Below are 17865 nucleotides of genomic sequence, written 5' to 3' on the forward strand. Positions count from 1 at the left end.
CTGGCGCAGCTCCGCTGCAGGTCCGTGTCGGGCACCGGGCTCCAGGTTTGAGGAGCCCGCTTTTTTGCACACCGCCGTAGATCCAGGAAGGCCACGATGTCGGACGCTCAAGTCGCAACTCCCCCGCAGGACGTATTGGACAAGGCTGTCGCCGAAGGCGGCGCCTATGAGGTGCTGCACAAGCGCCTGCTGGACCAGGGCCAGCGCCTGCGGGCCACCACCGACGACCTCAACCAGAGGCGTCTCGACGAGTTCGGCAACAGCCGCATGGAAGTGGTCGGGCGGGTGCGCATCCGCACCGAGAACAACTGCATCGCCCGGGACATCGTCCAGGTCGGCGACTGCCTGTTGTTCGGCTACAACGTGTTTATCGGCCTGAAGAAGGAAACCAGCGTCGCCGACGTGTTTTCCCTCTACCGGCTGGTGGAAGAGGGTGAAGGCTACGAAGCCGAACCCGTGCCCCTGGACGGCAGCTTCCTTTCTGCCCAGGGCTTCCTCAACGATTTCAACGAGCTCTACACCTATTACAAGAACACCCGCCTGCTGCAACTGGCGATCCGTGACGGCAAGCTGCTGGCGAGTTTCCAGATCGGCGAGCGCGTCACCGATGTGCGGGTGTTCCGCTGGTCGATCTCGGTGGACGGGCGTGAAGTCCGTTACATCGACAACCGTGGCGAGCGGGACATCGCCCTGCCGGCGCCCTTCGACTTCGAATGGAAGAAAGCCACCCGCGAGATGGTGGTCGAAGGCCGCTTCCCGCACCTGAACATCCTCGACACGGTGTTCGTCGAAACCATCGGCGGCGACCTGACCATCAAGGTCGAGAACAACACCGAATCGGGCCTGGGCATCTACCGTGAAGAGGTGCTGGACAAGACCCAGTCCCTGGACGACTCGCAGATCGAATTCGCCCGCCTGGGCAGCCTGATCCTGCTCAAGGTCCTGCCGTACCGCGAAGAGCAGTGGCGCTATCTGGTGTTCAACAGCCTGACTCGCCAGGTGGAGCGCATCGACGCCATCGGCCTGGCCTGCGTGCAACTGCCGGAAGACCACGGGATCATCTTCCCCGGCGGCTATTACCTGCAAAGCGGCGAGTACAAGACCTTCGAACAGTCCATGGACGGCATGCGCTTCAAGCGCTCGGTGCGCTCGCCCAATGGTGAAGATGTGCAATACATCTTCTACCACCCGGAGCAGGGCCGCTCGGTGCTGCTGACCTACAACATGATCAACCGCCAGTTGCAGAACCCGCTGTTCGGCCACGGCTACGCGCGCCTGGAAGACGGGCGCATGGTGATCTTCGCCGCCGAAGGCGACGAGCCGACCCGGGTCCACCCGATGCAGGTCTGGCAGACGCCGTTCTTCACCGAGGAATACGCCGCGCGGCAACCGACCCGCAGCGGTTTTCTCGGACGCATCGGCAATGCCGAACTGGTGCGCAGCGTTTCCGATCTCTATGACCTGTGCCGCGAGATCGACACCCCGGCGGTGTCGGTGCAGCGCTATTCGCTGCTGTGCCAGAACACCCGGCGGCTGTTCGATGTGTACCACTGGCTGGGCAGCGCCGAGCTCGACGGCCTGGCGCCGCTGCTGCGGGAAGTGGCTTCCACCTCGGAGCTGGTGCTGGATGAGTACGAGAAAGTCGAAAGCATCCGCCGCCAGTCGGACCAGGCCATGGGGGCCGCCGAGGTCAAGCAGAAAACCCTGCTCGACAGCCTGCTGGTGGACAGCTGGGATCAGGTGCAGAGCTTCGTCGATGCGCTGAACGGCATCACCGCCCAGCGCGGCCTGCTGCTGACCATTCGCGACTACCGCTACATCGACGTGGCGCGCATCGACGCCATGGAAGCCGAGCTGCTCAAGGCCCAGGAACGCACCGCCGCCGGCACCGCGACCTTCCTCGCCAGCGACCAGGCCCTGCAACCCTTCGTCAGCCAGCTGGAAACCCTCGACGCCCAGGCGCAGAAAGCCGAAACCGTGGCCCAGCTCAGTGAGCCCCTGGGCGCCCTGCAAGCCATGGCCGGCGACCTGGACATGCTGTCGAGCCTGATGGCCTCGCTACAGATCGACGACGCCACCCAGCGCACCCGGATCATCGAATCCATCTCGCAGATCTACGCCCGCCTGAACCAGGCCAAGGCCCGCGCCGAGCAACGGCGCAAGGGCCTGGGCTCGACCGAGACCGTCGCGCAGTTCGGCGCCCAGTTCAAACTCTTCAGCCAGGGCATCACCAACGCCCTGGCCCAGGCCCAGGACCCCGAGCGTTGCGACGAGCAACTGTCGCGCTTGCTGGTGCAACTGGAGGAGCTGGAAAGCCGCTTTGGCGATCACGAACAGTTCCTCGGCGACATCCTCGGCAAGCGCGAGGAGCTGCTGGAAACCTTCGAGGCCCACAAGCAATCGCTGCTCGACGAGCGCCAGCGCAAGGCCCAGGGCCTGCTGGACGCGGCGCGGCGGATTCTCGACAGCCTCGGCCGGCGCACCGCCAAGTTCACCCAGGCCGAGGAGCTCAATGCGTTCTTCGCCGCCGACCCACTGATCCTCAAGCTGCGGGAACTGGCCGAGCGCCTGCGCGAGCTCAAGGACAGCGTCAAGGCCGACGATGTCGAGTCGCGCCTCAAGGGCGCCCGGGATCAGGCGGTGCGCGCCCTGCGCGACAAGACCGAACTGTTCGAAGAGGGCGGCAACGTCATCAAGCTGGGGCCGCGCCACCGCTTCAGCGTCAACACCCAGGAGCTGGACCTGACCCTGATGCCCCGGGGCGACGAACTGCACCTGCACCTGACCGGCACGGATTTCCTCGAACCCCTGCGCGACCCCGAGCTGGAAGCCCTGCGCGACTTCTGGCAGGTGGCCCTGGAGTCGGAATCGGCCCAGCTGTACCGCGCCGAATACCTGGCCGGGCAAGTGCTGGACGCCGCCGACCAGGGCCAGGAGGGCCTGAGCCTGGAAAGCCTGAAACCCTTGCTGGCGCAGCCCGAGGAACTGGCGCGGGTGATCCGCGACTTCGCCGCGCCGCGTTACAAGGAAGGCTACGAGAAGGGCATTCACGACCACGACGCGGCGGCGATCCTGCTGCAACTGCTACCGCTGCGCGACAGCGCCGGCCTGCTGCGCTTCGGCGCGGCGGCGCGGGCCTTCGCCGCGCTGTTCTGGGACCGCCAGCAGCACTCGCCGCAACCGCAGCAATGGGCCGAACGGGCTCGCACCAGCCGGCATATCCAGCAACTGTTCGGCCGTCGTGAAGGCTTGCTGCAATTGCAGGAAGAAATCTTCCTGGCGCTGCAGGACTGGCGCCAGCAGCAGGCCTTCAGCCTGCCGGCGGAACTGCTGCCGGAAGCCGCCGAATACCTGGTGCAGGAGCTGGCGGCGGAGCGCATCGAATTCACCTTCAGCAAATACGCCAAGCAACTGCAGGAAGCCCTGACCCTGCGCCTGCAAGGCGCACGCATGTGGGACGACTACCAGCAGGCCCTGGCCCAGCTGGCCGAGCGCCCCGCCGCGCAGTGGGCGCTGGCCGACAACTGGCTCTCGGCCTTATGTGCCGAAGGTGAGTTCGCCGAGTGGGCCGACTACGTGCCCGAGGCCGTGGCCCTGTCGCTGCTGCGGGAGGACTTTGCCAAGCGCATCACCGAAGTCGACCTGCGATTCAAGGTCGACAACCTGATGGGCGAACACCCGCGCATCCAGGAGCGCAGCCTGCCCCTCACCGTGGACGGTTTCTTTGCCCGCCTGCGGGCCCACCGCGAGCAGTTCCTGCCCGGCCTGCAGCGCTACCAGACGCTGCGCCAGGGCATCATCAGCCGTGAGCGCTCGGCCCTGCGCCTGAGCGAATTCAAGCCGCGGCCGCTGAGTTCGTTCGTGCGCAACAAGCTGATCAACGATGTGTACCTGGGCTTTATCGGCGACAACCTGGCCAAGCAGATGGGCACCGTGGGCGAGAACAAGCGCACCGACCTGATGGGCCTCTTGATGCTGATTTCGCCACCGGGCTACGGCAAGACCACCCTGATGGAATACGTGGCGCACCGCCTGGGCTTGATCTTCATGAAGATCAACGGCCCGGCCCTGGGCCATCAGGTGCGCTCCCTGGACCCGGCCCAGGCGCCGGACGCTACCTCGCGCCAGGAACTGGAGAAACTCAACCTGGCCCTGGAGATGGGCAACAACGTGATGCTCTATGTCGACGACATCCAGCACACCCACCCGGAATTCCTGCAGAAATTCATCTCGCTGTGCGACGGCACCCGGCGCATCGAAGGCGTGTGGAAAGGCCGCACCAAGACCTACGACATGCGCGGCAAGAAGTTCTGCGTGGTGATGTCGGGCAACCCGTACACCGAGTCCGGCGAAGTGTTCAAGATCCCCGACATGCTGGCCAACCGGGCCGACATCTATAACCTCGGCGACACCCTGGGCGGCATGCAGGAAGCCTTCGCCCTGAGTTACATCGAGAACGGCCTGACCTCCAACCCGGTGCTGGCGCCATTGGCCACCCGCGACATGGCGGACGTCTACCGCTTCGTCGCCAAGGCCGAAGGCAAGGCCTTCTCCAGCAACGAGCTGAGCCACAGCTACAGCGGCGCCGAGATCAACGAGATCACCACCACCCTGCAACGCCTGATGCAGGTGCGCGACGTGGTGCTGCGGGTCAACCAGCAGTACATCGCCAGCGCCGCCCAGGCCGACCAGTACCGCAGCGAGCCACCGTTCAAGCTGCAAGGCAGCTACCGCAACATGAACAAGATGGCCGAGAAGATCTCGGCGGTGATGAACGACGCCGAGCTGCTGCAACTCTTGGCCGACCACTACCAGGGCGAATCCCAGTTGCTGACCACCGGCGCCGAGGAAAACCTGCTCAAGCTCGCCGAACTGCGGGGTAACCAGACCCCGGAGCAGAGCGAGCGCTGGGCCCAGATCAAGCGCGACTTCGTGCGCAACCGCTCCATGGGCGGCAGCGACAGCGATGTCGGCACCCGGGTCGTGGCCCAGCTCAACGATCTGGTGGAAGGCGTGCGCGGCCTGGCCCGGCCTGCGCAGCAGCATGACCTGCGCGAAGTGCTGGAAAACCTCTCCGAGCACCTGGAGAACAGCTTCCTGCCGCTGATCAAGGTCATGCACAAGAAGATCGACGTCGACCTGCACAGCCACCAGCGCATCGGCGACATCGCCACGCGTGTGGACGAATTGAGCCGCATGCTCAGCCACGGCGATGTGCCCACCCTCAAGGACCCCCAATAGCCGCTGCCGGCTTGCCGGCGCACAGCCAAGGATCACGACATGGATTTTGCCCACCTGGACCAGCAACTGCGCGACAGCCTGCTGGACCTGAAACTGAGCAACGAAGAACGCGACGAACTGCGCCAGCTGGGCAGCGAACTGGGCAGCGACCAGGTGCGCTACCTGCGCAACCGGGCCTTTGATCTGGTGCGCGAGCTGGCGCTGACAGACAGCGCCAATGTGCTGCCGGCGCTGAAATGGCTGGAGCAGGTGATCAAGACCCTGGACACCCAGAGCGCCCCGGTGCGCGACATGGCCAGCGCCCACTTCAGCCCGGGCGAGGATTGCCGGCGCAAGATCCGTGACCTGTGCCGCCAGGCGCGAGTCTCGGTGGATATCTGCGTGTTCACCATTTCCGACGATCAACTGAGCGACGAAATCCGCGCCTGCCACCAGCGCGGCGTGGCCGTGCGGGTGATCAGCGACAGCGAAAAACAGTACGACGTCGGCAGCGATATCGCCGCGCTACGCGAAGCCGGGGTGCCGGTGCGGATCGACGACACGCCGTTCCACATGCACCACAAGTTCGCCGTGTTCGATGGCCGAACCTTGCTCAACGGCAGCTTCAACTGGACCCGCAGCGCCACCACCGGCAATGAGGAAAACCTGCTGGTGATCGACCACCCGCAACTGGTGGCCAGTTACCTCAAGGAGTTCAACGAGCTCTGGGCCCGCTACGCGCCGCGTTGAGGGGGGAATCTCACACCAATGCCTGATGACCCCGAGCTTCTGGACTGTCTATGCCGTTGATCAAAAAGCGCCTGCCGCCTCAGATGACTGGTAGGTCGCTTCACAACAGAACATCGGAAAGTTTGTCCAGAAGTCGTTGTTTCATCTCACCGACGCGTTCGGAATCGGTGCCCTGTTGGCTGTTGAGCGCTTTGTGCAGTCGCTGCTGGGGGGGCGTTTGTAAGGCACACGACGTTGAGCTTGAGTATGTCGATGGCCGCCTCGGGTTTTCCTTGTAGGAACAGGGAATCGAGTATTGAACCCAGTACCTGGTCTTGGTGGGCTGGGCTGAGCTCGTTGAGGATGAGCATGGCTCTGTCAGATTGACCATTCACAAACATGGCAACGACGATGTCGCTGAGTAGCCTGGGCCGGGCTGTCCGGCCCAGGCGTTGAGAAAAGCAAAACGCTGTAGCCTACGCACCTCCTCTTTTGTCAGGTCGGGTGCACCGGCGGGAGGCGAATCGCTGTGATCATTGGCTGGGAATGTCAAAAAGATAACCAACAGCATGAAGATGATGACAAGTAATAAACGATACTCATGGAATTTCGTTTTATGGCCTCCGTTTATTAGTGGGATAAGTGGAACGGTCAACGTTTAGCCTGCTACGCACGGCGTTGAAACGCGGTGCGTTACTAGAGGAGGAGGCGCACTACGATTATGTGATCAGTAAAGCCTTGGCGGTTCGTTCCAGAACGGTTCGCTATCAAGCTTATCCAGTAGCTGTTGTTTCAGCCTACGGATGCGTTCGGGGGCTGTGCTTTGCAGATTATTGAGGGCTTCGTTTAGTCGTGACAGAGGGTTGCTCTCGTTGCACATACTATGCAGGGTGAGTATGTCGACCGCTTCTTCAAGGCGGAGCTGCTCTATGTAGTTATTCAGCAACTCGCGTTCGAGAGGCACAGTGGCATATGTCTTTTGGCCCAGTTGAGTGTAAATAGCTTCGGATTTTTCCAAATGTCCGATGTCCAGGTAGTTTCTCGCAATGAAAGCCCGATGGTAGATGTGATGGATTTCGCTGAACTCCGGGTCGTTCTGTTCTTCCAGCAGCTTCAAGGCTTTGTCCAGCAGTTGTTCGGCTTGCTGCGTTTCACCCAACTGGTGTAGCAGAGAGGCTTGTACACGGTACTTGTCGAGTCGATCCGAGGCTTGCAGTTGCTCATTGAGTCGGGCCATTTCGTCCAGGCAGTTACGTATCAGCCAGCTGTCCCGTTGCAGGGACGGCAGGCGGACCTGAACCTGTACCTGGATCTCCAGTGCGGTCATTCTGAGTAATGGCCAAGTTTCATCTGCGCGCAGTCGTTCCAACTCGTCCATGGCTTGAGTAAAGAGAGAGGTGCGCCATGGTGCATGCGCAGCAACATTTGCCCACAGGTTGAGCAGCAGGTAGTAACGTCTCTCATGGGACATTGCGTGGCTATCGAGCAAGGCCTGCGCTTCGACGGTCGCGTTGCGTTCGGCATGCCACAGTAACAACAGCAGCAGGAGATGATCAGCTATCTCGCTTGGTGCAGATTCGAGCAGACGCCGAGCGACAGTGCTCTGGTTTTTTTCCAGGATCGACTGCATCAGATCAACGTAGGTCTGATGTGAGTTTGTATCGTCAGCCTGCGCAAGCAAGTCAAAGGCCAATTCAGGTTGTTCGGCTTCAAGCAGTACTGCACCTGCAGTGACTTGGTTGGCAGGTTGCAGTTGCGCAGTCAGTCCAGGAATCTCCTGAGTTCGTCCCTGTGTCAGGTATTCAAGCAGGACGGCCCGCATTTCACCGGGGAAGGTTTGATGTTGGACTACCCAGGCCCAGGCATTTTGGAGGCTGACGGCCGCTTCCTCTTTGAGTCCCGAGGCATATTGCAGCCTGGCCAGCAGCAGATTGTCAGGGCCGCTCAAAGTATGGGCACTGGACTGCTTCGACAATGCACCGAGTTCTGTCATCAATCGTCGGACACTCTCTGAATCGCCGCGGGCTTGATAAATCTGCAGGGTTGATATGGGGGGCAAAAATTCTGGGTTGTCGGTGTGCTCAAGCAAGGCCAGGGCAGCCTCCGGCAAGTTTTGCCTGAACAATAAAGTGAGCATGTTAGCCAGCGCGATCTCTTTTTGCGGTGGGTTGAGCTCTTTCAGAATGACCAATGCTCTGTCGCGCTGACCTGCGTTGAGCAATGCAGGAACGACATGGTGCATGACCAGAGGCCTCGCTACCGGGCTCAGGCGCTGTGCGAGGATACAAGTCAGTTCAGTGTCATAAGTATTGAGCAGCAGCAGGCGCTCTATTTTTTGGCGCTCGTCCTCTGTCGGTGTTTCGGTGTTGTGTATCGGTATTTCGGTGTTGTGTATCGGTGTTTCGGTGTTGCGTAGCGGAGGCTTGCTGTCACCGTTGTCGCGAAAAAACATGAAGGCCATGATGATGACTAATACGACGAACAGAACAAGACTAATAACAGCATCCATGGAGTTCCTCTCCGCTACTTCGTTTATGCGGCTGTGCGTCATGCATTGCCTATTTAGGATGTGGCTTATAAGGACCTGGGCGGTAGCTGGCAAGTCGAGATCTGTCAATCCGAGTGGTTTTGGGATTGATCTGAGATGCCCGACGGCGTGTTAGCAGTCGAGCAGGGCGGAAGCTTTCGGATTAGACTTGCCGCCTTTTCGCACACTCAAGAAGCCCGCACATGGCCCAGCCGTCCACCACCGCAACATGAACAAGATGGCCGAGAAGATCTCGGCGGTGATGAACGACGCCGAGCTGCTGCAACTGTTGGCCGACCACTACCAGGGCGAGTCCCAGCTGCTGACCACCGGTGCCGAGGAAAACCTGCTCAAGCTCGCCGAACTGCGCGGCAACCAGACCCCGGAGCAGAGCGAGCGCTGGACCCAGATCAAGCGCGACTTCGTGTGCAACCGCTCCATGGGCGGCAGCGACAGCGATGTCGGCACCCGCGTCGTGGCCCAGCTCAACGACCTGGTGGAAGGGGGACGCGGCTAGGCCCGGCCCGAGCAGCATGACCTGCGCGAAGGGCTGGAAAACCTTTCCGAGCACCTGTAGAACAGCTTCCTGCCGCTGATCAAGGTCATGCACAAGAAGATCGTCAACTGGGCAGCGACCAGGTGCGCTACCTGCGCAACCGGGCCTTTGATCTGGTGCGCGAGCTGGCGCTGACAGACAGCGCCAATGTGCTGCCGGCGCTGAAATGGCTGGAGCAGGTGATCAAGACCCTGGACACCCAGAGCGCCCCGGTGCGCGACATGGCCAGCGCCCACTTCAGCCCGGGCGAGGATTGCCGGCGCAAGATCCGTGACCTGTGCCGTCAGGCGCGAGTCTCGGTGGATATCTGCGTGTTCACCATTTCCGACGATCAACTGAGCGACGAAATCCGCGCCTGCCACCGGCGCGGCGTGGCCGTGCGGGTGATCAGCGACAGTGAAAAGCAGTTCGATGTCGGCAGCGACATCGCCGTGCTGCGCGAGGCCGGCGTGCCGGTGCGGATCGACGACACGCCGTTCCACATGCACCACAAGTTCGCCGTGTTCGATGGCCGGACCCTGCTCAACGGCAGCTTCAACTGGACCCGCAGCGCCACCACCGGCAATGAGGAAAACCTGCTGGTGATCGACCACCCGCAACTGGTGGCCAGTTACCTCAAGGAGTTCAACGAACTCTGGGCCCGCTACGCGCCGCGTTAAGTCGTGCCGCGGCGGGCCAGCACCCCGCCTCAGGCGGCGTTCGGCTGACTCCAGAGGCTGTCGTCGGCCAGCCTGTCGAGGAGTTTCTGGCGCAACCTATGGGTCTGTTCCGGGGCGCTCTGGCTCAGGGTTTCCAGGGCCAGGTGCAACTGCTGCAGCGGGTTTTCGCTGCTAAACAGGCTGCCCAGTTCCAAGCCGGCAATGGCTTCTTCGAAACGTTGCTGGCGGATATGGTTCAGCAGCGTGGCGTGGCTTAACTGGCTGGCATAGGAAATGTTCTGTTCCAGGCGGCTCTTGAGCTCGGCGGCCTTTGCCTGCTCGTCGATGTACAGGTAGACCAGTGCCAGCTGTGCCAGGTGGTAGTTTTTTTCCGCTGGGTCCAGCGCCGCATTCTGAGCTTCGTCGTCGAGCGCTTGCACGGTCTGGTCCAGCCGTTCGATGGCTTGCCGGGTCTGTTCCAGGTCGTGCAGCAATTTGGCCTGTGCTGCCTGTTTCACCGGGCGATCGGCATATTCGAGCTGGGTGTTGAGGAGCGCCACTTCCTCAAGACCGTTGCGGATCAGCTCGCTGTCGCGGCGCTGGGGCGCCAGGGCCGCCTGCACCCACAACTGGGTTTCCACGATCAGCAGGCGATGCCACGGCCATTGCTCAGCGCCACGCCAGGTCTCCAGTGTCAGCAGGGCCTGCTCCAGCAGGTGGGCGCACCAATGCGGGTGCTCCTCAAGGTAGGTGCGCCACAGAGAGAGCAGGCACCAGAGACGCTGCGAGGGCGCGACCGCGCAGGCCTGCAAGGCCGCCTCGGCCTCGGCCACCTCATGGCGCGCGACATGCCAGTGCAACAGGCTCAGCAGCATCTCGCTGGCGTGTCTCACCGGCACCTGGGCGATCAGCTGTGCCGCCAGGTCCGGGCGGCTGGCGTCCAGGATCAGCTTGAGCAGCGCTGGGTAGCCGCAGTAGTCCTCGGGCTCGGGGTTCTGCGCCAGCAGTTCGAACCCGGCGTCGAATTCCCCGGCTTGCATCAGCAAGACCACGACGATGATCTGGGCCGATACGGGCAATTGCGCGGCCATGGCCGGGAACTGCGCGTCCTGCCCTTGGGCACGGTATTCGCGCAGGGTCTGTTCCAGTTCATACGGGTCCAGTTCGTCGGCCGGCTGTTTGAGCAGCAGTTGCCAGGCCAGGCCGAGGCTGATGGCAGCTTGCTCGGCCTGTCCCACACTGCGTTGCAGGGTCGCCAACTTCCGGTGCTCACTGGCACAGCCCTGGTTCAACTGCGCGACACCGAAGGTCACCAGCAAGGCGCGGGCCTGCTCAAGTTCACCGCGAGCCACCAACAGTGGGATGCGCAGCAGGGGTGCTGACGGCAGGGGCTGGTGCAGGCGCTCCAACAGGCTCAGCACCGCCTGCGGGCCGTCCTTGTCGAGCAGGGTTTCGAGCAGTCGGTACAGCGCCATGGGCTGGTAGGTTTCGTCGAGCTCGGCCAGGACTTCCAGAGCCTGGGCCTGGTTGCCTTGCCGGTACAGCGCGGCGGGTATCTGCAGCAGCCCCTGTTGCCGGGCTTTGCCCGTCAGGCGCTGGGCCAGTTGCAGGGCCACCTGCGGTTCGACAGCGCTCAGGTACGCGGCGCGATTGATCTGCGCCTCCTCGTCCAGGTTGATGCCCGGGCTGCTGCCCTGGTCATTGCTGCTGCCCTTGTGGGCATAGACCACCAGCAGCGAGATCACGCCGGTGATGAGCAGCAGGATGATAAGCACTTCCATGATTCGGCTTTCCTTGGGGGCGAGAACGGCTCAAGACTCTGGACGCCAACACAGCGCCCCGTTGGGGGCGCGCAAAAGGCCGCTGAGTCAATTCGCTTGAGAGGTGCGCCAGGCCTGCCCGCTGCTGAACCGCTCCATCAGTTGTTGCTGAAGTTCGGCGGCGCGCTCGGGGGCGCGCTGGTGCAGCTCCTCCAGGGCCTGATACAGGCGTGATAGCGGCTTCTTGTCGCTGAGCAGGACGCTCAGGTTCAGGGCTTCGATGGCCTGGGCGAAGCGCTGGTGCTGGATGTGATTGAGCAGCAGGTCCTCTTCCAGGTCGCGACTACCGGCCTCCAGGCTGTGCAACCGATCCTGCAGGACCTGGGCTTGCTGCGCCTCGTCGATGCTCAGGTAGGCGCTGGCGATGTCCTCCAGGTAGAAGGTTTTGTCCATTTCATCGACCTCCGGCAGGCGGTCGCTGTCCAGCAACTCCAGGGCCTGCTCCAGCAGGGTCCTGGCCTGGGCGGTCTGCCCCAGGTCGTGCAGCAGCCTGGTCTGCTCGCGAATGCACAGCAATTGCTGTTCGCCGTCTTGCTGCTGATGCAAGCGCTGCCATTCCTCAAGGCTGCTGCGCACCAGCCAACTGTCCCGGCGATGGGCCGGCAGTCGGCTTTGCAGCTGTAGTTGGGTGTACAGGGCCTGCATGCGCATGCCGCTCCAGAACTCCTGGTCATTCTTGTAACCGTCGATCTGTTGCAGCGCCTTGGCCAGCAGTGCCTCGGCCCATTGCGGCTGGGTGGCGTGGTGCTGCTCACAGAGACTGAGCATCAGCCCCGGATGCTGGCTCGGTTCAGGTTCCAGGCTCAGCAGCAACGCTTCGGCCTCTGCGGTCCGGCCTTGTGTCGCCAGGTGGCTCAGCAGGCTCAGCAGCAGGCTGTAGCGATGCAGGTCGGGGGCCTTCTCCAGCAGGCGCAGGGCGTTGTCGATGGGAGGCCGCGCCAGGGCCAGGTCCATCAGTTCGCTGTGGGTGGTGGAGTAGAGGTCTTCGCTGATGGGGGCCAGCAGGTTGAGGGCAGCGTCCAGCTGAGCGGCCTGGATCAGGGCGGCGACTGCCTGGGCCCGTTCTTCTGCCGGCAGGGGCGCGGCCCGGGTGAGGATCGTGTCGAACTGACCCAGGGTTGCGCAGGCTTCGAACAGGCTGCGCAGCGTTGACTGGCGATGGCCGTCCTCGGATTGGTCAAACGCCGACCAGGCGAGCTCGACGCTGGCCAGCGCCGCGTCCTGCATCCCGGCCTGATGCTGCAGGCGCGCCAGGATCAGCAGGTTGCCGATGCTCTGGCGTTCATGGGCGGCCGCTTGGCGCGGGTCGCTCAGTTCGCCCAGCACGGCCAGGGCCCGCTCCTGTTCGCCACGGGCCTGGAGGATACGTACTTGCAGCAGCGGCCAGCTGGGCAGGGATTCCCCCCAGTTCTCCAGGAGTTCCAGGCAGGCCTGGGTGTCGTCGCTGTCGAGCAGGGTTTCGATCAGGGTATTGAGCACGTAGTCCCGGGCGTGAGGCGGCAGTTGCTGGTACAGCTCCCGGGCCTGGGTTTTGTGGCCTGCCAGGTAGAGCTCGCTGGCCACCAGTTGCAAGGCCAGTTCCCGGGCTTCGCCGGGTAGCGTCTCTGCCAGTTTCAGCGCCAGCAGCGGTTCGGCCTTGCTCAGCAGCAGGGTCTGATTGATCTGCGCGGTGAGGTTGCTGGTCAGCTCCAGGTCCTCGTTTCGATCGGCGGTTTTCTGGCGGGAGTACAAAATCAGTGCGATGAACAGCAGCACGATGACAAGCAGGGTGACAAAGAGGGTCATGGACGTCCTTTTCTATTGAACTGCGGCTTAGGCGCGATGCGCGCCAGCCGATTCGCGCGGGGGTTATAAAACCCGGGCGGCAGGCTGGCAACCGACTTTACCGAGGCAATGCATTTCAGCGGATTTCAGCGCCAGGGCCGCTGGCCGGTCAGCGGTCGGGCAGGGCGGCAGGTTTCGGGTTAGACTTGCCGCCTTTTCGCACACTCAAGAAGCCCGCACATGGCCCAGCCGTCCACCACCTACAAATTCGAACTGAACCTGACCGACCTCGACCGTGGGGTCTACGAAAGCGTCAAGCAGACCATCGCCCGTCACCCTTCGGAAACCGAAGAGCGCATGACCGTGCGGCTGCTGGCCTACGCCTTCTGGTACAACGAGCACCTGTCGTTCGGTCGGGGTCTGTCGGATGTGGACGAGCCGGCACTGTGGGAAAAGAGCCTGGACGACCGCGTGCTGCACTGGATCGAAGTCGGCCAGCCGGACGCCGATCGCCTGACCTGGTGCTCGCGCCGCACCGAGCGCACCAGCCTGCTGGCCTACGGCAGCCTGCGGGTCTGGCAGACCCGGGTGCTGGACGCGGTGAAGAACCTGAAGAACCTCAACATCGCCGGCGTGCCCCAGGAGGTTCTCGAAACCCTGGCCAAGGACATGCCACGCGTCATCAAGTGGGACGTGATGATCAGCGAAGGCACGATCTTCGTCACCGATGATCGCGGCCAGCACGAAGTGCAGCTGGAATGGCTGCTGGGCGAGCGCGGCTGATTGCCCGCTCCGCCCCTGAACGATCCACCGTCCCCCCAGAGAAGTTGCTGTTAGCCCATGCGTATCGAACCCCGTGAGTTGCCCGCCGTCCTGCCCTTTCTCGGCGATCTGCCGCCACTGCTGACCCGCCTTTATGCCGCCCGTGGCGTGCAGTCGGTGGAGGAGCTGGACAAGAGCCTGGCGCGGCTGATCCCGTATCAGCAGCTCAAGGGCATCGACGCCGCGGTGGACCTGCTGGTGACCGCCCTGGACCAGCGCCAGCGCATTCTCATCGTCGGCGACTTCGATGCCGACGGCGCCACCGCCAGCACCGTGGGTGTGCTGGGCCTGCGCCTGCTGGGCGCGGCCCATGTCGATTACCTGGTGCCCAACCGCTTCGAATACGGCTACGGCCTGACCCCGGAAATCGTTGCCGTGGCCCTGCAGCGCGAGCCGCAGTTGCTGATCACCGTGGACAACGGCATCTCCAGCGTCGAAGGCGTGGCGGCGGCCAAGGCGGCGGGGTTGCAAGTACTGGTCACCGACCACCACTTGCCCGGCCATGAACTGCCCGCGGCGGACGCCATCGTCAACCCCAACCAGCCGGGCTGCGAGTTCCCGAGCAAGGCCCTGGCCGGGGTCGGGGTGATCTTCTACGTGCTGATGGCCCTGCGCGCCCGTTTGCGCAGCCTGGGTCGCTATGAAAACCGGCCGCAGCCGAACATCGGCGAGCTGCTGGACCTGGTGGCCCTGGGCAGCGTGGCGGACGTGGTGCCCCTGGACGCCAACAACCGCATCCTGGTGCACCAGGGCCTGGAGCGGATTCGCGCCGGTCGCGCGCGGCCGGGGCTCAAGGCGATTCTCGAAGTGGCCAAGCGCGATCATTCGCGCATCACCTCCACCGACCTGGGCTTTATCCTCGGCCCGCGGCTCAACGCCGCCGGGCGCCTGGACGACATGAGCCTGGGCATCGAATGCCTGCTCAGCGACGACGTTTCCGCCGCCCGGGCCATGGCCGCCCAGCTGGATGAGCTGAACCAGGACCGCAAATCCATCGAGCAGGGCATGCAGCGCGAAGCCCTGGCCCAGCTCAAGGAGCTGCCGGTGGAGTCGATGCCGTTCGGCCTGTGCCTGTTCGACGCCGACTGGCACCAGGGGGTGATCGGGATTCTCGCTTCGCGCCTGAAAGAGCGTTACCACCGTCCGACCATCGCCTTTGCCGACGCTGGCGAGGGCATGCTCAAGGGCTCGGCCCGTTCGGTGCCGGGCTTCCACATCCGTGACGCCCTGGACGCCGTAGCCGCGCGCCATCCGCAACTGATCAGCAAGTTCGGCGGCCACGCCATGGCCGCCGGCCTGTCGCTGCCGGAGCAGAACTTCCCGGCCTTTGCCGAGGCCTTCGACGAAGAAGTGCGGCGCCAGCTGCGCGAAGAAGACCTCACCGGGCGCCTGCTGTCGGACGGCACCCTGGCGGTGGAAGAGTTCCACCTGGAACTGGCCCGCGCCCTGCGCCATGCCGGCCCCTGGGGCCAGCACTTCCCCGAGCCGATGTTCCACGGGGTGTTCGAACTGGTGGAGCAACGCATCGTCGGCGAGCGTCACCTGAAAGTGGTGCTACGCAGCGAATGCGGCTCGCTGAAGCTGGACGGCATCGCCTTCGGCATCGACCGTGAAGTCTGGCCCAACCCGACCATTCGCTGGGTGGAACTGGCCTACAAGCTCGACCTTAACGAGTTCCGTGGCCAGGAAACCGTGCAGTTGATGATTGCCCATATCGAACCGCGTTGAGGCGGGTACTGCCGATCGGCTCAACGCCAGAGCGAGCAATAAATAAACTGTGGCGAGGGAGCTTGCTCCCGTGGGGCCGGCCAGCGCTCCGGGGCGTAGCAGTTCCATTTTTAGGGCCGCTGCGCGCCCCAGCGGGAGCAAGCTCCCTCGCCACAAGTGCAGTGTTTGTCCTCGACTGGCAGTAGGCGACGCGGGTGGTTTTGCCAGACTTTTGGAAAGCGGGATGGGGGGATGTCTCTTTCTTTTGTAAGGGGGGGCCGAGCGCACTCCCGGCGCTTGTGGCGATCTACTCCGCTGACTAGTCTCGGTTCAATCACTGCCCGTCAGTGATTGGTAATAGCCGCCCGGGTCGAGCGCAAGCGATGCCATCAGCACTGCAATTCAGATTTGCAGTGTGCTGTTATGGCGGCTGTGCGTGGGGGCGCTTTCGGGCGCACCGGTTCCTCGACCCGGTCTGCTAGCCGGCGTACAGCCGCCACCCTTTTCAAACGTCTAGCAGCTTTAGGTATGGAGGCTTCATCGTCGAGGAGCTACACCATGAAAAAGATCGTTCCCGATCCGCCTGTTTCCCCTCCTTCTTCCCGTCGTAATCCTGCCCACGATCTGGCCAATGAAAGGGTTCGCCATGCCCTGGCCGCTGCCGCTGGCAGCGGCCAGGGCAACAGTTTTTTGCCCGGCACCCATCAGGAACCCTGCCAGCGGCAGTGTTGTCGACTAGTCTCTAAGCACTGTCTGATTGGCCTTGTGACCTTTTGTCATCCATCTTCCCGCGGGGGCGGGCGCTTCACTTCGCAGTCACTCGTCGACCGTTCAAACAGAACCCTGGAGCCTGACCATTGATCGAGAGGTGCCCCATGAGTCTGCTGCTTGAACCCTATACCTTGCGTCAACTGACCCTGCTCAACCGCATCGCCGTGTCGCCCATGTGCCAGTACTCGTCGGTGGACGGGCTGGCCAACGACTGGCATCTGGTGCACCTGGGCAGCCGCGCCGTCGGCGGCGCCGGGTTGATTTTCACCGAGGCCACGGCGGTCACCGCCGACGGCCGGATCACCGCCCAGGACCTGGGCCTGTGGAACGACGCGCAGATCGAACCCTTGCAGCGCATCACCCGTTTCATCACCGCCCAGGGCGCGGTGGCCGGCATTCAGCTGGCCCATGCCGGGCGCAAGGCCAGTACCCACCGGCCCTGGCTCGGCAAGTCCGGCAGCGTCAAGCCCGAGGACGGTGGCTGGGTGCCGGTGGGGCCCTCGCGAATTGCCTTCGACCCGCAGCACACGCCGCCCACCCAGCTGGACGAGGGGCAGATCGGCGAGATCATCCAGGCCTTCGTTGAGGCGGCCAAACGCGCGCTGGAGGCCGGTTTCAAAGTGGTGGAAGTGCATGCCGCCCATGGCTACCTGTTGCATCAGTTCCTCTCGCCCCTGAGCAACCAGCGCCAGGATCAATACGGCGGCTCGTTCGAAAACCGCATTCGCCTGGTGTTGCAGGTGACCGAGGCGGTACGCGGGGTGTGGCCCGAGGAGCTGCCGCTGTTCGTGCGGGTGTCGGCCACCGATTGGGTGGAAGACGGCTGGAACCCCGACGAAACCGTGGAGCTGGCGCGGCGCCTCAAGGACCTGGGGGTGGATTTGATCGATGTGTCGTCCGGCGGCACCGCGGCCAATGCCGAGATTCCCACCGGGCCGGGTTATCAGACGCGCTTTGCCGAGCGGGTGCGCAAGGAATCGGGAATGGCCACCGGCACCGTGGGCTTGATCACCGAACCGGCTCAGGCCGAGCACATTCTGCGCACCTGCCAGGCGGACATCATCTTCCTGGCCCGGGAGCTGCTGCGCGACCCTTACTGGCCGCTGCACGCCGATGACGACCTGGGCGGGCGCAAGGCAATCTGGCCGGCGCAGTATCAGCGGGCGACCCACAGGGACCAGCCGATTCATGAGTCGGACTTGCGCGAGTAGCCATCGGGAAATGAAAAAACGCCGCTTTATCGTGAGATAACGCGGCGTTTTTTTTGCTATCAGTGGCGAGGGAGCTTGCTCCCGCTCGGTCGCGCAGCGG

Annotated in this window: 10 protein-coding genes and 1 pseudogene; 8 read left to right on the plus strand and 3 right to left on the minus strand. The window is 63.3% G+C overall.

Translation table 11 applies throughout. The features are described 5' to 3' along the window. Positions 1-96 precede the first annotated feature (96 nt). Both GWQ44_RS00185 and GWQ44_RS00190 read left to right on the plus strand, forming a co-directional pair. Positions 97-5241, plus strand: coding sequence for a DNA repair ATPase (locus tag GWQ44_RS00185; RefSeq protein WP_275926397.1), 5145 nt, complete (start codon positions 97-99; stop codon positions 5239-5241). Between the two features lie 39 nt (positions 5242-5280). Further along, entirely contained in the window at positions 5281-5970 is a 690-nt protein-coding gene (locus GWQ44_RS00190) for a phospholipase D-like domain-containing protein (protein ID WP_275926398.1), read from the plus strand. A gap of 706 nt (positions 5971-6676) precedes the next feature. On the opposite strand, the gene GWQ44_RS00195 is transcribed toward GWQ44_RS00190, so the two are convergent. Beyond that, positions 6677-8458 carry a hypothetical protein gene (locus tag GWQ44_RS00195; protein ID WP_275926399.1) on the minus strand — a complete coding sequence of 594 codons (1782 nt, stop codon included), beginning with the start codon at positions 8456-8458 and terminating at the stop codon, positions 6677-6679. A gap of 247 nt (positions 8459-8705) precedes the next feature. On the opposite strand from GWQ44_RS00195, the gene GWQ44_RS00200 reads away from it, so the two are divergent. Together GWQ44_RS00200 and GWQ44_RS00205 are read left to right on the plus strand one after the other, a co-directional pair. Next, complete coding sequence (locus GWQ44_RS00200) at positions 8706-8993, plus strand: hypothetical protein (RefSeq protein ID WP_275926400.1); 288 nt, start codon at positions 8706-8708, stop codon at positions 8991-8993. A 95-nt stretch (positions 8994-9088) separates the two neighbouring features. Beyond that, positions 9089-9691, plus strand: a pseudogene (locus GWQ44_RS00205) (phospholipase D-like domain-containing protein); the annotation flags it as partial. 29 nt (positions 9692-9720) lie between these two features. Here the strand turns inward: GWQ44_RS00205 and GWQ44_RS00210 are convergent. Continuing rightward, positions 9721-11451, minus strand: coding sequence for a hypothetical protein (locus tag GWQ44_RS00210; RefSeq protein ID WP_275926401.1), 1731 nt, complete (start codon positions 11449-11451; stop codon positions 9721-9723). Positions 11452-11538: 87 nt separating this feature from the next. Next, the gene (locus GWQ44_RS00215; protein WP_275926402.1) at positions 11539-13275 is read right to left on the minus strand and encodes a hypothetical protein; all 1737 of its coding nucleotides are present in this window, start codon (positions 13273-13275) and stop codon (positions 11539-11541) included. Positions 13276-13494: 219 nt separating this feature from the next. Between GWQ44_RS00215 and GWQ44_RS00220 the strand changes: the two genes are divergently transcribed. The 4 genes from GWQ44_RS00220 (at position 13495) to GWQ44_RS00235 (ending at position 17765) form a co-directional block, all read left to right on the plus strand. Then, positions 13495-14037 (plus strand): YaeQ family protein, encoded by a 543-nt coding sequence (locus tag GWQ44_RS00220; protein WP_011059467.1) that lies wholly within the window; start codon positions 13495-13497, stop codon positions 14035-14037. Positions 14038-14094: 57 nt separating this feature from the next. Beyond that, positions 14095-15804 carry a single-stranded-DNA-specific exonuclease RecJ gene (recJ, locus tag GWQ44_RS00225; protein ID WP_016963971.1) on the plus strand — a complete coding sequence of 570 codons (1710 nt, stop codon included), beginning with the start codon at positions 14095-14097 and terminating at the stop codon, positions 15802-15804. A gap of 537 nt (positions 15805-16341) precedes the next feature. Beyond that, positions 16342-16644: a hypothetical protein gene (locus tag GWQ44_RS00230; protein ID WP_275926403.1), complete on the plus strand. Its 303-nt coding sequence runs from the start codon at positions 16342-16344 to the stop codon at positions 16642-16644. A 14-nt stretch (positions 16645-16658) separates the two neighbouring features. Then, complete coding sequence (locus GWQ44_RS00235) at positions 16659-17765, plus strand: NADH:flavin oxidoreductase/NADH oxidase (RefSeq protein WP_103741027.1); 1107 nt, start codon at positions 16659-16661, stop codon at positions 17763-17765. Positions 17766-17865: the final 100 nt, after the last annotated feature.

The organism is Pseudomonas sp. 3MA1, from assembly GCF_029237275.1.
GTDB lineage: Bacteria > Pseudomonadota > Gammaproteobacteria > Pseudomonadales > Pseudomonadaceae > Aquipseudomonas > Aquipseudomonas fluorescens_AP.

What these genes read in the sequence shown, in the direction of transcription:
- GWQ44_RS00190 (WP_275926398.1), top strand. Translation starts at nt 5,281, where the DNA reads ATGGATTTTGCCCACCTGGACCAGCAACTGCGCGACAGCCTGCTGGAC.
- GWQ44_RS00235 (WP_103741027.1), top strand. Translation starts at nt 16,659, where the DNA reads ATGAGTCTGCTGCTTGAACCCTATACCTTGCGTCAACTGACCCTGCTC.
- recJ (WP_016963971.1), top strand. Translation starts at nt 14,095, where the DNA reads ATGCGTATCGAACCCCGTGAGTTGCCCGCCGTCCTGCCCTTTCTCGGC.
- GWQ44_RS00230 (WP_275926403.1), top strand. Translation starts at nt 16,342, where the DNA reads ATGAAAAAGATCGTTCCCGATCCGCCTGTTTCCCCTCCTTCTTCCCGT.
- GWQ44_RS00220 (WP_011059467.1), top strand. Translation starts at nt 13,495, where the DNA reads ATGGCCCAGCCGTCCACCACCTACAAATTCGAACTGAACCTGACCGAC.
- GWQ44_RS00215 (WP_275926402.1), bottom strand. Translation starts at nt 13,275, where the DNA reads ATGACCCTCTTTGTCACCCTGCTTGTCATCGTGCTGCTGTTCATCGCA.
- GWQ44_RS00195 (WP_275926399.1), bottom strand. Translation starts at nt 8,458, where the DNA reads ATGGATGCTGTTATTAGTCTTGTTCTGTTCGTCGTATTAGTCATCATC.
- GWQ44_RS00185 (WP_275926397.1), top strand. Translation starts at nt 97, where the DNA reads ATGTCGGACGCTCAAGTCGCAACTCCCCCGCAGGACGTATTGGACAAG.
- GWQ44_RS00200 (WP_275926400.1), top strand. Translation starts at nt 8,706, where the DNA reads ATGAACAAGATGGCCGAGAAGATCTCGGCGGTGATGAACGACGCCGAG.
- GWQ44_RS00210 (WP_275926401.1), bottom strand. Translation starts at nt 11,451, where the DNA reads ATGGAAGTGCTTATCATCCTGCTGCTCATCACCGGCGTGATCTCGCTG.